The organism is uncultured Pseudoxanthomonas sp. (assembly GCF_947498795.1).
Classification (GTDB): Bacteria; Pseudomonadota; Gammaproteobacteria; order Xanthomonadales; family Xanthomonadaceae; genus Pseudoxanthomonas_A.
In genome coordinates this window covers 771,307-785,229 of the sequence record NZ_CANMLQ010000001.1, presented here as the reverse complement: position 1 = coordinate 785,229, position 13,923 = coordinate 771,307, and the positions used below count along the sequence as shown (strand labels likewise).

General features: G+C 66.0%; 11 protein-coding genes and 5 tRNA genes. 3 read left to right on the top strand and 13 right to left on the bottom strand.

The annotated features are described in order from the left end of the window. Window positions 1-36 precede the first annotated feature (36 nt). The 9 genes from lon to Q0907_RS03780 form a co-directional block, all read right to left on the bottom strand. A complete protein-coding gene (lon, locus tag Q0907_RS03820; protein ID WP_299341660.1) occupies window positions 37-2,493 on the bottom strand; it encodes an endopeptidase La in 2,457 nt (818 codons plus the stop codon). A gap of 183 nt (window positions 2,494-2,676) precedes the next feature. Continuing rightward, complete coding sequence (gene clpX / locus Q0907_RS03815; protein WP_296280061.1) at window positions 2,677-3,960, bottom strand: ATP-dependent Clp protease ATP-binding subunit ClpX; 1,284 nt, start codon at window positions 3,958-3,960, stop codon at window positions 2,677-2,679. Between the two features lie 126 nt (window positions 3,961-4,086). Next, entirely contained in the window at window positions 4,087-4,713 is a 627-nt protein-coding gene (gene clpP, locus Q0907_RS03810) for an ATP-dependent Clp endopeptidase proteolytic subunit ClpP (protein WP_162336364.1), read from the bottom strand. Window positions 4,714-4,788: 75 nt separating this feature from the next. Further along, the gene (gene tig, locus Q0907_RS03805; protein WP_299341657.1) at window positions 4,789-6,081 is read right to left on the bottom strand and encodes a trigger factor; all 1,293 of its coding nucleotides are present in this window, start codon (window positions 6,079-6,081) and stop codon (window positions 4,789-4,791) included. A gap of 238 nt (window positions 6,082-6,319) precedes the next feature. Beyond that, window positions 6,320-6,405 (bottom strand) — tRNA-Leu (locus Q0907_RS03800). Window positions 6,406-6,486: 81 nt separating this feature from the next. After that, window positions 6,487-6,562: transfer RNA gene (locus tag Q0907_RS03795), tRNA-Lys, on the bottom strand. A 75-nt stretch (window positions 6,563-6,637) separates the two neighbouring features. After that, window positions 6,638-6,714: transfer RNA gene (locus tag Q0907_RS03790), tRNA-His, on the bottom strand. Between the two features lie 35 nt (window positions 6,715-6,749). After that, window positions 6,750-6,826, bottom strand: a tRNA-Arg gene (locus tag Q0907_RS03785). Window positions 6,827-6,883: 57 nt separating this feature from the next. Further along, window positions 6,884-6,960, bottom strand: a tRNA-Pro gene (locus tag Q0907_RS03780). Between the two features lie 150 nt (window positions 6,961-7,110). On the opposite strand from Q0907_RS03780, the gene Q0907_RS03775 reads away from it, so the two are divergent. Next, complete coding sequence (locus tag Q0907_RS03775; protein WP_299341654.1) at window positions 7,111-7,872, top strand: Bax inhibitor-1/YccA family protein; 762 nt, start codon at window positions 7,111-7,113, stop codon at window positions 7,870-7,872. 50 nt (window positions 7,873-7,922) lie between these two features. Here Q0907_RS03775 and Q0907_RS03770 read toward each other — a convergent pair whose 3' ends face one another. From Q0907_RS03770 to grxC, 4 genes are all read right to left on the bottom strand, one after another. Beyond that, window positions 7,923-9,236 carry a Na+/H+ antiporter NhaC family protein gene (locus tag Q0907_RS03770; RefSeq protein WP_299341651.1) on the bottom strand — a complete coding sequence of 438 codons (1,314 nt, stop codon included), beginning with the start codon at window positions 9,234-9,236 and terminating at the stop codon, window positions 7,923-7,925. Window positions 9,237-9,368: 132 nt separating this feature from the next. Then, window positions 9,369-10,376 carry an isocitrate dehydrogenase gene (locus tag Q0907_RS03765; protein ID WP_299341648.1) on the bottom strand — a complete coding sequence of 336 codons (1,008 nt, stop codon included), beginning with the start codon at window positions 10,374-10,376 and terminating at the stop codon, window positions 9,369-9,371. 202 nt (window positions 10,377-10,578) lie between these two features. Then, window positions 10,579-10,974 carry a carboxymuconolactone decarboxylase family protein gene (locus Q0907_RS03760; RefSeq protein ID WP_299341645.1) on the bottom strand — a complete coding sequence of 132 codons (396 nt, stop codon included), beginning with the start codon at window positions 10,972-10,974 and terminating at the stop codon, window positions 10,579-10,581. Beyond that, window positions 10,971-11,261 (bottom strand): glutaredoxin 3, encoded by a 291-nt coding sequence (gene grxC, locus Q0907_RS03755; protein WP_296280051.1) that lies wholly within the window; start codon window positions 11,259-11,261, stop codon window positions 10,971-10,973. Before grxC ends, Q0907_RS03760 begins: the two co-directional genes overlap by 4 nt. A 152-nt stretch (window positions 11,262-11,413) precedes the next feature. On the opposite strand from grxC, the gene Q0907_RS03750 reads away from it, so the two are divergent. Both Q0907_RS03750 and phoB read left to right on the top strand, forming a co-directional pair. After that, a complete protein-coding gene (locus tag Q0907_RS03750) occupies window positions 11,414-13,090 on the top strand; it encodes a M48 family metalloprotease (RefSeq protein ID WP_299341642.1) in 1,677 nt (558 codons plus the stop codon). A 100-nt stretch (window positions 13,091-13,190) separates the two neighbouring features. Beyond that, entirely contained in the window at window positions 13,191-13,880 is a 690-nt protein-coding gene (gene phoB, locus Q0907_RS03745; protein WP_296280049.1) for a phosphate regulon transcriptional regulator PhoB, read from the top strand. Window positions 13,881-13,923: the final 43 nt, after the last annotated feature.

The window sequence follows — 13,923 nt, the reverse complement described above, 5'->3', positions numbered from 1 at the left end:
TTTCGGGGCGATGACACGCACCGCCCGTCGCCTTGGTCAATGCTTCACGCCGGGTTGCGGCGAGCCTTTGCCCTTGCCCTTGCCCGTTGTCGCCACCGCCCTTCCTCCACCGTCGTTGCCGGTGGCGGGCACGGGTGCCAACGGTCGCTCGAGCGCCAGATCGAGCACTTCGTCGATCCATTTCACCGGCACGATCTTCAGGCCGTCGGTGACGTTCGCGGGGATGTCGGCCAGGTCCTTCTTGTTCTCGTCGGGAATGATGACAGTGGTGATGCCGCCACGCAGGGCCGCGAGCAGCTTTTCCTTCAACCCGCCGATCGCGGTGACGCGTCCGCGCAGCGTGATCTCACCGGTCATCGCCACGTCGGCGCGAACGGGATTGCGCGTCAACGCGGACACCAGTGCGGTCACCATCGCGATGCCCGCGCTCGGACCGTCCTTGGGTGTCGCACCGTCCGGTACGTGCAGGTGCACGTCGTGCTTCTGCAGGAATTCCGCATCCACGCCCAGGCTCACCGCGCGCCCGCGCACCACGGACATCGCGGCGGAACCGGATTCCTTCATGACGTCCCCCAGCTGGCCGGTCAGCAACATGCCACCCTTGCCCGGAACCAGCGCGACTTCGATCTGCAGCAGATCGCCACCGACTTCGGTCCACGCGAGGCCCGTCACCAGGCCGATCTCGTTCTGCTCCTCGGCGCGCCCGAAGTCGTAGCGGCGCACGCCGGCGTACTTGTCCAGGTTCTTCGCAGTGACCTGCATCGCGGCAGGCTTCTTCTTGGACGTGGCCGGCCTGGGACCCGCAAGCGCGAGCTCCTTGACGACCTTGCGGCAGATCTTCGCGACTTCGCGCTCGAGGTTGCGCACGCCGGACTCGCGCGTGTAGTAACGCACCAGGTCACGGATCGCGCCCTCGGCGATCTTCAGTTCCTCGGCCTTCAGCCCGTTCGCCTTCAGCTGCTTGGGCACCAGGTAACGCTGTGCGATGTTGATCTTCTCGTCCTCGGTGTAACCGGGGATGCGGATGACCTCCATGCGATCCAGCAACGGCCCCGGGATGTTCAGCGAATTCGACGTCGCGACGAACATCACTTCGGACAGATCCAGGTCCACTTCGAGATAGTGGTCGTTGAAGGTGTTGTTCTGCTCCGGATCCAGTACCTCGAGCAGGGCGGAAGACGGATCGCCGCGGAAGTCCATCGACATCTTGTCGATTTCGTCCAGCACGAACAGCGGGTTCTTGCTGCCGGTCTTGTTGAGGTTCTGCACGATGCGGCCCGGCATCGAGCCGACATAGGTACGACGATGGCCCCGGATTTCGGCTTCGTCGCGGACGCCGCCCAGCGACATGCGCACGAACTTGCGGTTGGTCGCCTTGGCGATGCTCTGGCCGAGCGACGTCTTGCCGACGCCGGGCGGGCCAACCAGGCACAGGATCGGACCGCGCAGCTTCTTCACGCGCGACTGCACCGCGAGGTACTCGAGGATGCGTTCCTTGACCTTCTCCAGGCCGTAGTGATCGGCGTCCAGCGTATCCTGCGCGACCTTGAGGTCCTTGCGGACCTTCGTGCGCTTGTTCCACGGCACGCCGAGCAGCCAATCCAGGTAGTTGCGGACCACGGCGGCTTCGGCCGACATCGGCGACATCTGCTTGAGCTTGTTGAGTTCGTTGCGCGCCTTCGTCTCGACGGGCTTAGGCATGCCCGCTTCCGCGATCTTGCGCGCCAGTTCCTCCAGCTCGTTGGGCGCCTCGTCGAGCTCGCCCAATTCCTTCTGGATGGCCTTCATCTGCTCGTTGAGGTAGTACTCGCGCTGGCTCTTCTCCATCTGCGACTTCACGCGGCCGCGGATGCGCTTCTCCAGCTGCTGAACATCGATCTCGCCATCGACGAACCCGACCAGCAGCTCAAGCCGCTCGCCCACTTCGACCGTTTCTAGCAGGCGCTGCTTGTCGCTCAAGCGCACACCGAGATGCGCCGAGATGGTATCGGCCAGGCGACTGGGCTCATCGATGCCCGCCAGCGTCTGCAGCAGTTCGGGCGGCAGCTTGCGGTTGGTCTTGACGTACTGCTCGAACAGGCCCATCAGCGATCGTGCCACGGCCTCGATCTCGCGCGGCTCACGGGCGTCGGTGGAATCGATCTCTTCGCCCTGTCCGTACAACGAACCATCGCGCTCGACGACGTTCGAGACGCTGACGCGCGCGGTGCCCTCGACCAGCACCTTGATGGTGCCATCCGGCAGCTTCAACAGTTGGAGCACCTGCGCGAGCGTGCCGACCGTGTAGAGGTCGGCGGCGGCCGGGTCATCGGTTTCGGCGGACTTCTGCGCCAGCAGGATGATCCGCTTGTCGGCCTCCATGGCCTGCTCGAGCGCACGCATGGACTTGTCGCGGCCGACGAACAGCGGGATGACCATATGCGGAAACACCACGACGTCGCGTAATGGCAGGACCGGCAGGTCGAGGATTTCGGAGGGGGAACGACGGGGCATGGGGGCTCCAGCGAGGTGCGGAATGCAGGGGTGCGAAGGCACCAATGGGCCCGTTATGGGGCCATCGCCTGAGGGATGCAAGAGCGTCGCCAAAACCCGAGGGAAACCAGCGGCTTGGACAGCGCTGCCAGAAACTGAACAGGCGCCACAAGGGCGCCTGTCAGGGCTTGCATGAAAGCCGGATCACTCCGCGGATGCGACCTTCTGCGCCGGGGGATTCTGGTAGATGAGGTACGGCTCGGACTTGTGTTCGATCACCGACTCGTCCACCACCACCTTGCTGACGTTCTCCAGCGAGGGCAACTCGTACATCGTATCCAGCAGCACCGACTCGACGATGGTGCGCAGGCCTCGCGCGCCGGTCTTGCGCTTGAGCGCCTTGCGGGCGATCGCCGACAGCGCATCCGGGCGGAACTCGATCTCCACGCCTTCCATCTCGAACAGCTTCTTGAACTGCTTGGTGATGGCGTTCTTCGGCTCGGTGAGGATCTTGACCAGCGCCGCCTCGTCCAGTTCTTCCAGCGTGGCGACGACCGGCAGGCGGCCGACGAACTCGGGAATCAGGCCGAACTTGATCAGGTCTTCCGGCTCGACTTCCGACAGGACCTTGCCCACCTCGGACTTCTTCTCCGAGCTCTTGACCTTGGCGCCGAAGCCGATGCCGCCGGCCTCGGTGCTGCGCTGCTGGATGATCTTGTCCAGGCCGGCGAACGCACCGCCGCAGATGAAGAGGATGTTCTTGGTGTCGACCTGCAGGAATTCCTGCTGGGGATGCTTGCGGCCGCCCTGCGGCGGCACGCTGGCGACGGTGCCCTCGATCAGCTTCAGCAGCGCCTGCTGCACGCCTTCGCCGGACACGTCACGGGTGATCGACGGGTTTTCGCTCTTGCGCGAGATCTTGTCGATCTCGTCGATGTAGACGATGCCCTGCTGCGCCTTGTCGACGTCGTAGTCGCACTTCTGCAGCAGCTTCTGGATTATGTTCTCCACATCCTCGCCCACGTAACCGGCTTCGGTCAGCGTGGTGGCGTCGGCAATGGTGAACGGCACGTTGAGCAGGCGCGCCAGCGTCTCGGCCAGCAGGGTCTTGCCGGAGCCGGTCGGACCGGCGAGCAGGATGTTGGACTTGGCCAGCTCGACGTCGTCGTTCTTGCTGCGGCTCTCGATGCGCTTGTAATGGTTGTAGACGGCCACGGCCAGCGTGCGCTTGGCGCGGTTCTGGCCGATCACGTACTGGTCGAGGACCTCGAGGATCTCGCGCGGCTTGGGCAGGTGGCTGCGCGCGGACTGCGCCTTCTCTTCCAGCTCTTCGCGGATGATGTCGTTGCAGAGTTCCACGCATTCATCGCAGATGAACACGCTCGGGCCCGCGATCAGCTTGCGGACCTCGTGCTGACTCTTGCCGCAGAACGAGCAGTACAGGATTTTGGTGCTGTCGCCGGAACGGCCCTGACGATCTTCGCTCATGCTGGTATTACTCGGTCGCTCAACCTGCCCGGAGGGGCTTGCGGTCGGAGAATAGCACACGGTCCCGGCTTGTCAGCCGGGACCGTGAACAGGGGTATTTGCGCCTGAAAACCCGCAATCCGTCGATCAGGCCGACTGGATGGAATCTTCCGGGCGACGCTCGAGCACCTGGTCGACGAGGCCATAAGCCTGCGAATCCGCCGCGCTCTTGAAATTGTCGCGCTCGGTATCGCGCTCGATGGTTTCCAGCGACTGCCCCGTGTGATGGGACAGGATGGCGTTCAGCTTCGCGCGCAACGTCAGGATTTCACGGGCGTGGATGTCGATATCCGTCGCCTGGCCCTGGAAGCCGCCCAGCGGCTGGTGGATCATCACGCGGGAGTTCGGCAGGGCATAACGCTTGCCCTTCGCGCCGGCCGCCAGCAACAGCGCGCCCATGCTGGCTGCCTGGCCCACGCAGATGGTGCTCACGTCGGGCTTGATGTACTGCATGGTGTCGTAGATCGCCATGCCCGCCGTGACCACGCCACCGGGCGAATTGATGTACAGGCTGATGTCCTTCTCGGGGTTTTCGGCCTCGAGGAACAGCATCTGCGCCACGATGACGTTCGCCACGTGGTCGTCCACGCCGCCGACCAGGAAGATCACGCGCTCCTTGAGCAGGCGGGAATAGATGTCGTAGGCGCGCTCGCCGCGGCTGGTCTGCTCGACCACCATCGGCACCAGGTTGAGGGCTTGGGTTTGAATACTCATCGGTTCTCGCGCCTGTCGTTCAAGGGAAGGTCCGGCCTAGGATAGCCGGACCTCCTGGCCGGGCGGGCGCCCGGATCAGTTGCGGATGGCTTCCTGGAAGGAAAGCGCCTGCTCGGTGTGCTGGGCGCGCTCGGCGATCCAGTCGATCACCTGCTCTTCCATCACACGACCCTGCAGACTGTTCATCAGTTGGGGATCGTTGCGGTACAACTCAATGACCTGCTCCGGCTCCTCGTAGGTCGAGGCGATCAGGCGCAGCGTTTCGTTCAGGCGCTTCGGATCCAGGCGCAGCTGGTTGCGGCGTGCCACCTCGCCCACCAGCAGGCCGACCAGGACGCGCTTGCGGGCGGCGTCCGTGAAGCCCGCGTGGGCATTCTCGGGAATCTGCACCTGCTGGCCCTGGCGGCGCGCCTGCTCGGCGGCCTGCTGGACCATCACGCGCGCTTCGTTCTCGACCAGGCGCGGCGGCATCTCGACGTGCGAATAGGCGGCGATCAGCTGCTCGCCGACCTCGCGACGCAGGCGGGTCATCAGGGCGCCCTTCAGCTCGCGCTCCAGGTTGCTGCGGATGTCGGCGCGGAACTGCTCCACGTCCCCACCCTTCACGCCGAAGCTGCGGATGAACTCGCGGTCGACTTCAGGCAGCACCGACTCGGCCACGTCGGTGACCTTGACGTGCACATCGACCTGACGGCCGGCCAGCTGCGGCACGCGCCAGTCGGCCGGGAACGTCACGGACACGGTCTTTTCCTCACCCTTCGCGAGTCCCACCAGCGCCTGCTCGATCTCGCCGAACATCACGCCCGAGCCGATCAGGGTGGCGCCCTTTTCAGCGCCTTCCGCCGGCATGCGCTCGTCGCCTGCCTGGGACCAGGTTTCCAGCGCTACGCGGTCGCCCTCTTTCGCGCCGCGCTCGACGGCCTGGAAGGTGCGACGCTGCATGCGCAGGTTGTCCACCATCTGGTCGATGTCGGCATCGGTCACTTCGGCCGTATTGCGCACGACCTTGAGGGTGGTGACGTCGATGTCGCCGAACTCCGGCACCACTTCGAACGTGGCGACGAAATCCAGTTCACCGTCGCCCTGCTTTTCGATGCGCGGGTTGCCGGCGAGCTGCAGGTCCTGCTCGCGCACGGCATTGTTGAAGGTCTCGCGCAGCAGACCGTCGAGGGCTTCTGCACGCACCTGGTCGCCATAACGCTGCTCGATGACCTTGGCTGGCACCTTGCCGGGGCGGAAACCCTTGATGCGCGCCGTACGCGACAGCTCGCGCAGGCGGCCACCGATATGGGTGTCCAGGCGCTCCGCCGGCAGGCTGAAGCTCATGCGGCGTTCGAGGTTGCCGACCGATTCGACCGAAACTTGCATACTCACTGACTCCTGCAGCCACGACTAAGCCGGGGCGATGTTGATAATCCGGGACGCCTGGGCCCAGAGCACGAAGCCCTTCCCGGCGGAACTTGCTAGTTTCGCCGATTCCGGGACAGGCTGCCAGCGGTGACGGGCGCCGCGCGGCAGCAGACGCAACCCGGGCGCGCACCCGGGAGGTCGGAAGAAGGCTCCGGGAACCGGCCGTCGGGTCGCCCTGCCTTCAACGGATGGCGCGTGGTGCGAAAGGAGGGACTCGAACCCTCACGGGGGTTACCCGCTGGAACCTAAATCCAGTGCGTCTACCAATTCCGCCACTTTCGCAGTAAGCGTCGCATTGTAGCGGCCGGCATGGCGCGACCGACAATAAAAAAACGCCCGGCTTGCGGCCGGGCGTTTCGGGTTTGGTGGGCCGTCAAGGATTCGAACCTTGGACCTATTGATTAAGAGTCAACTGCTCTACCAACTGAGCTAACGGCCCCGAAACATCAGACGCGTAGTGTAACCGCATCGTTTTTTTCTGTGAACCCCCGCGACGCGGACGTCCTGCAATCAATGGGGTGGCTGAGGGGACTCGAACCCCCGACATCTGGAATCACAATCCAGTACTCTAACCAGCTGAGCTACAGCCACCACTGAAACCTGCACCCTGGCGGTTCGCACCGCCGTGGCGCGCCCGACAGGACTCGAACCTGTAACCGCCGGCTTAGAAGGCCGGTGCTCTATCCGGTTGAGCTACGGGCGCTCTGTCCGGATTGTCGCATCCCTCACCCTGCCGGAACATAACGACACCGCGTCGGGCTGGTCGGGGTAGAGGGATTCGAACCCCCGACCCTCTGCTCCCAAAGCAGATGCGCTACCAGACTGCGCTATACCCCGACGAGGGTCCCGGCATGGCGCCTGGACGCCAACGAGGTCGCGTATTGTCGGAACCTGTGGCCTTGCTGTCAAACGAAACCTGAAGGTCTTCCGCTTGCGATATGCTCGGCCGCTGGGGACAGATGTCCGGCAACCATAGAGGGAACGACGATGCGCAGCGGCAATCCGGCTTTGAAGGAATCCACCTTCCTCGATCTCGGCAGTGGTGCGGTCGTCTCGCGCGACGGCGAGGCGATGACGCTCAACGGCACCATCAACAAGACGGGCATCCTGCTGTTGCTGACCGTGCTGACGGCGGCGTTCTCCTGGAACCAGGCGCTCGGTACGGACGGCCTGCCCGCCCCCGGTTTCGCGGTGTACATGTGGGGCGGCGCCATCGGCGGCCTGGTGCTGGCGCTGATCACCGTCTTCAAGAAGACCTGGGCGCCCGTCACCGCGCCGCTGTACGCGCTGGTCGAAGGGTTCTTCCTGGGTGCGATCTCCGCGGTCTACAACGCGCAGTTCGGCGGCATCGTGATGCAGGCGGTGATGCTGACGTTCGGCATCCTGTTCGCGCTGCTGTCCGCTTACCGCAGCGGCCTGATCAAGGCCACCGAAAACTTCAAGCTGGGCGTGGTGGCCGCGACCGGCGGCATCGCCCTGGTCTACCTGGCGAGCATCGCGCTGGGATTCTTCGGCATCAAGATCCCGCTGATCCATGAGTCCGGCCTGGTCGGCATCGGCTTCAGCCTGTTCGTCGTGGTCATTGCCTCGCTGAACCTGGTGCTGGATTTCGACTTCATCGAAAGCGGCGTCGAGCAGGGGGCACCGAAGTACATGGAGTGGTACGGCGCCTTCGGCCTGATGGTCACGCTGGTCTGGCTGTACCTGGAACTGCTGCGCCTGCTGTCGAAGCTGCAGTCGCGCGACTGAGCCTCGATGGCCCGAGCCGGAACCGGACGGGGCGCGCAAGCGCCCCGTTTTCACTCGGTGGCGCGTGCCGCGCGGCGCGAGGGCCAGAGGATGAAAGCCAATGCCGATGCCGCAAGCAGCCAGCAGTAGTACACGCTGCCAGCCAGCGCCAGCGGCGACACGGCGGCCAGTGATGCCGCCAGCAGTATCTGCGCGCCATACGGCAGCACGCCTTGGATCACGCACGCGAAGATGTCGAGCACGCTGGCCGCGCGCCGCGGACTGATGCCATGGCGCTGTGCGATGTCCTTCGCCAGGCTGCCGGTGACCAAGATCGCCACGGTGTTGTTCGCCGTCAGCGCGTCCGACCCCGCCGCCAGTGCAGCGATGCTGATTTCGCCCGAGCGTCGTCCCGTGCGGCCGCGCGCGAACCTTGCGATGACCTGCGCCAGCCAGTCCAGGCCGCCCGTGACCTTAATGAGCGCAGCCAGCCCGCCGATGAGGATCGACAGCAGGGTGATCTCCACCATGCTCTCGAAACCCAGGTAGATGTCGCCGGCGAAGGAGACCACGTCGTAATCCTTGCCCAGCACGAAGCCGAACACGCCCGATGCCACCAAACCGATGCCGAGTACCAGCACCACGTCCAGACCCGCCAACGCCAGGCCGAGCACCAGCACGTAGGGCAGTACCAACCATGGGGAAGCGGCGTCCGGGGCTTCGACTGGCGCAGCGTCGCCCAGCGTGCCCAGCAGCAAGATCGTGGCGATCGCTGCGGGTAGCGCGATCTTGAAGTTCTCGCGGAACTTGTCGCGCATCTCGGCCCCCTGGCTGCGGGTCGCCGCGATGGTGGTGTCCGAAATGATCGACAGGTTGTCGCCGAACATGGCACCCCCCAGCACGGCGCTGACGACCAGCACCCGGTCCAGTCCGGCCGCATCCGCCACGCCCAGCGCGATGGGCACGACCGCCGCCACGGTGCCCATCGACGTGCCGATGGACAGCGACACGAAGGCCGCCACGAGGAACAGGCCGGGCAGGATCAGGCTGGCCGGCAGCGCGCCCAATCCCAGCGCGACGACCGCATCGACCGCACCGATAGCCTTGGACACGGTCGCGAATGCGCCCGCCAGCAGGAAGATCAGGCACATCAGCATGACGTTGCTGTCGCCCATTCCCTGCAGCAGGGTCTGCTGCGCAGGCAGGCCGCGCCGGCGCGCCAGCCAGACGCCCAACGCCAGCGCAGGCAGGATCGCCACCGGCGCGCGCAGCTGGTAGAACCCCATCGCCTCGCCCTGCGCCGTGTAATACAGCCCGGCACCGAAGAACAGCGCCAGGAACAGCAGCAACGGGGTCAGCGCGAGCGCGCTGGGACGGACGGACATGGCAGGGCCTTCTGCGTGGGGCCGCGGATTGTGCGTGCCGCCAGCCTAGCGTCCAACCCCATGGATGGGACAGGGACAAACAAAAACGGGACGCTGAGCGTCCCGTTCGTGCTTGCCGCGATGTGGCTGTGCCTACACGCGGCTGGCGATCGCCTTCGCGAACGACATCGTGGTGCCCTCGCCGCCCAGATCCGGGGTCAGCGAATCCTTAGCGTCCAGCGTGGCGATGATGGCCGCGCGCAGGCGCTCGGCCTTCTCCGGCTGGCCGAGGTGGTCCAGCATCTGGGCCGCGCCCAGCAGCAGCGCGCACGGGTTGGCGATGCCCTTGCCGGCGATGTCCGGGGCCGAGCCGTGCACGGCTTCGAAGATCGCTGCATCGACGCCGATGTTGGCGCCCGGGGCCAGGCCCAGGCCGCCGACGAGGCCGGCGCACAGGTCGGAGATGATGTCGCCGAACAGGTTGGTGGTGACGATGATGTCGAACTGCTCCGGACGCATCACCAGCTGCATGCAGGTGTTGTCCACGATCATCTCGTTGGTCTGGATGTCGGGGTACTGCGCGGCCACTTCGCGCGCGACCTTCAGGAACAGGCCCGAGGTCGTCTTCAGGATGTTGGCCTTGTGGACGATCGTGACCTTCTTGCGGCCGGTCTTGCGGGCCAGGTCGTAGGCGTAGCGCACGATGCGGTCAGAGCCCTTGCGGGTGATCTTCTGCGTCAGCAGCGCGGTCTCGCCGTCTTCGGAAATCGACTGGCCCTCACCGATGTACGCGCCCTCGGTGTTCTCGCGCACGGTGATCAGGTCCACGCCCGACGGGAAACGCGACTTGGTGTTCGGGAACGATTTCGCCGGACGCACGTTGGCATACAGGTCGAAGTGGCGGCGCAGGGCCACGTTGATCGAGCTGAAACCCTCGCCCACCGGCGTCGTCAGCGGGCTCTTAAGGGCCACGCCGTTCTTGCGGATGGAGTCGAGCGTGGCCTGCGGCAGCAGGTCGCCGTGCTTTTCCAGCGCCACCAGGCCGGCATCGGCTTCCTCGTAGGCCAGGCCGACCTTGAGGGCGTCGAGCACGTACAGGGTGGCGTCCATGATCTCCGGGCCAATACCGTCGCCGCGGATGACCGTAATCGTCTGGGTCATTGAGTGGGGTTTCCGAACAGGGGCACGCACCGGACAAGGCCACGACGCGCGCGAAAAGGAAGATTTGTCCGCCAATTATGCCCGAACGGCCGGCAAGTCCCCTAATCGACCATGGTCTGAGCCCCCGCCCGCGCCAGGCGCGGACGGGAGGCAGGGCGCCGCCTATTCGCGTCGCGGGCTTTCCTCGGGGAAAAGCGGAACGTCAGCCGTGGTCGTGCGCCGGCGGCGTATCCGCCTGACCGCCTTCCAGCTGGTCCAGGAAATCCACCGCGCGACGCAGGTGCGGGATGACGATCGACCCGCCGACGACCAGGCCCACTGAGAAGGTTTCGAAGAACTCCTCGCGCGTCACGCCGGCCTCCTTGCACTGAGCGACGTGATAGCTGATGCAGTCGTCGCATCGCAGGACCATCGAGGCGACCAAGCCCAGGAGCTCCTTGGTCTTCACGTCCAGCACGCCTGCCTGGTAGGTCTGCGTGTCCAGGGCGAAGAAGCGGCGAACCACCTGGTTCGGCTCATCCAAAATGCGCTTGTTCATGCGCTGCCGGAAATCGGTGAACGCCTTGACCCGGTCCTGGCTGTCGTCGGCCGAGCTCATGCAGCACCTCCGGCCAGCAAAGGCTCCAGCTGCCCGGCGCGATGCAGCGCGATCATGTCGTCGTAGCCGCCCACGTGGACGTCGCCGATGAAGATCTGGGGGACGCTGGTGCGCCTGGCTTTGGCGACCATCTTCTCGCGCTCGGCCGGATCCAGGTCGATGCGCACTTCCGTCCAGGTCTGGCCCTTGCTCTTGAGGAAGTTCTTGGCGGCGACGCAATACGGGCAGATGGCCGTGCTGTAGAGCGTGATCTCGGGGGCGCTTGCGGCGTGGGGCGTGTTGCTCAAGGCAGGTCTCCGGAACGGAATGGGCGACGGGTGGTCACGTCAATATCGGGCAGTTCGCGCCGTCTTCCAGTGAACGAAGTGGAACAGTGCGACCCGGTACGGGCCCGGTTAACCACGTATTCACTCGCCCGGATCGACGAACGGTCATCCTGATGAAGACGCCCATTATCCGCCACGGAGCCCCCCGTTTGCGTCCCTTGCTGCTTGCCACCGCCCTGACCCTGATCGTCGCCGCGCCCCTGGCCGCCTCGCAGGAAAGCCGTTTGCCGGACATCGGGTCTTCGGCGGGCGAGTTGCTCACGCCCGCCCGGCAGGCCCAGTACGGCGGCATGATGCTGCGTGAGCTGCGCAACTACGGTTACCTGCTGGAAGACCCGCTGGTCACCGACTGGCTGCAGGGCGTGGGCGGGCGACTGGGTGCGGACAGCGACAACCCGCAGCAGTCCTACACGTTCTTCATGATGCGCGACCGGCAGATCAACGCCTTCGCCACGCTCGGCGGCTACATCGGCATGAACGCGGGCCTGGTGCTGACCGCCGACCGCGAAGACGAGGTGGCGGCGGTGCTCTCGCACGAGATCGCCCACGTCACCCAGCAGCATGTGCTGCGCGGCGTCGAGCGGGCCCAGCGCGACCAGGTCCCGATCCTGCTGGGCATGCTGGGCGCCATCGTGCTTGCGCAGGCGGCCGGCGGCAGTTCCAGCGGGGATGCGTCGCAGGCGGCCATCGCCTCGGCGATGGGCCTGATGCAACAGCGCCAGATCGACTACACGCGCTCCAACGAGTCGGAAGCCGACCGGGTCGGCATCCGCACGCTGTCGCGCGCCGGCTACGACATCGATGCGATGGCCGGCTTCTTCGCCAAACTGCAGCAGGCCACCCGGGTCGCTCGCGGGAGCGGTCGCGAATCGGTGCCGGATTATCTGCAGACCCACCCGGTCACCACGACCCGCATCAGCGAGGCCCGCCAGCGTGCGGACCAATTGCGCGGCAACCAGGTGACGGCGGTGACCAGCGTGCCGGGCGGGGAGCGGGTGGAGCGCTTCGACCGCAACGCGGTGACCTTGGCGGAAACCCGCAGCGACAATCCGCTGCTGCCGATCCCGGTGACCCTGCCCTCACAGGCCTTCCGGCAGGGCGATACCGGCCAGTTCGACTGGGCCCGCGAACGCCTGCGCGCGCTCAGCGCCAGTACGCCGTCCGCCGCGGTCCGCGAATACGAGACCCTGCGGCGCCAGGCCGGCAAGCCGCTGACCGGGCCGGAACGGTATGGGCTTGCCGTGGCCCATCTGCAGGGCGGCGATACCCGTCTGGCGCTGACGGAGCTCAAGCGGCTGGCCGATGAGCATGCAGACAACCTGTGGGTCGCGCTGGCGCTGGGTGAAGCGGAATCGCGTACCGGAGACCGTGCCTCGGCGAACCAGCGCTTCGACGCCCTGATGTTGCGGTATCCCCAGAACCGGCCCGTCGCGCTGACGTACGCCAAGGTGCTCAATGAACAGGGGGGCCGTGACGCCGGCCAGCGGGCGCAGGCCGTGCTCCGCCCCCTGATGGCGCGCGCGGGCGACGACCCGGTGTTCCAGCAGAATTTCGCCCGGGCCAACGAGCTGGCCGGAGATACCGCGCGCGCCGGCGAGGCGTATGCCGAAGCGGCCTACCTGAACGGTCGGCCCGAGCAGGCTCTGATCCAGCTCCAGAATCTCAAGAAGCAGAGCGACCTGGACTTCTACGCGCGCGCCCGTGTCGATGCCCGCATAGCCGCCATCACGCCGGAGGTGCTCGAGCTGCGCCGGCAGGGCGTGCGCGACCCGGACGTGGAACGACGCTGACCGGCCTGCGGGCGCCGCCATGACAGCCCCGCGGCATGTCATGTAAACGTCATAAAATTGTCGTCTACTGGCGTCGTCCCTCCCCGCACACGGATCCTGCGTGCAGAAGCACATCCTGATCGTCGACGACGAGCCCGCCATCCGCGACATGGTGGCCTTCGCCCTGCGCAAGGGCGACTACGAACCGATCCATGCCGGCGACGCCCGCGAAGCCCAGAACGCCATCGCCGACCGCGTGCCCGACCTGATCCTGCTGGACTGGATGCTGCCCGGTACCAGCGGGCTGGAACTGGCCCGCCGCTGGCGCAAGGACGCCATGACCCGCGACGTGCCGATCATCATGCTCACCGCCCGCGGCGAGGAGAACGACCGGGTCGGCGGGCTGGAGGCCGGCGTCGACGACTACGTGGTCAAGCCCTTTTCCGCCCGCGAGCTGCTCGCCCGCATCCGCGCCGTCATGCGCCGCTCGCGCGACGACGACGAGGACGGCAGCGTCGCGGTCGGCAACCTGCGCATCGACGGTGCCGCCCATCGCGTGTTCGCCGGCGATACGCCGGTCGCCATCGGCCCCACCGAGTACCGCCTGCTGCACTTCTTCATGACTCACCCCGAGCGTGTCTATTCGCGCACGCAGTTGCTCGACCACGTGTGGGGCGGCAGCGTGTATGTGGAAGAGCGGACCGTCGACGTGCATATCCGCCGCCTGCGCAAGACGCTCGAACCCCATGGCCTGGAGAACATGGTGCAGACCGTCCGCGGTTCGGGCTACCGCTTCTCGGCGGCGATGTGACCCTGCCGGCGGCGGCGCCGCCGCCCGCGCAGGCTGTCATACA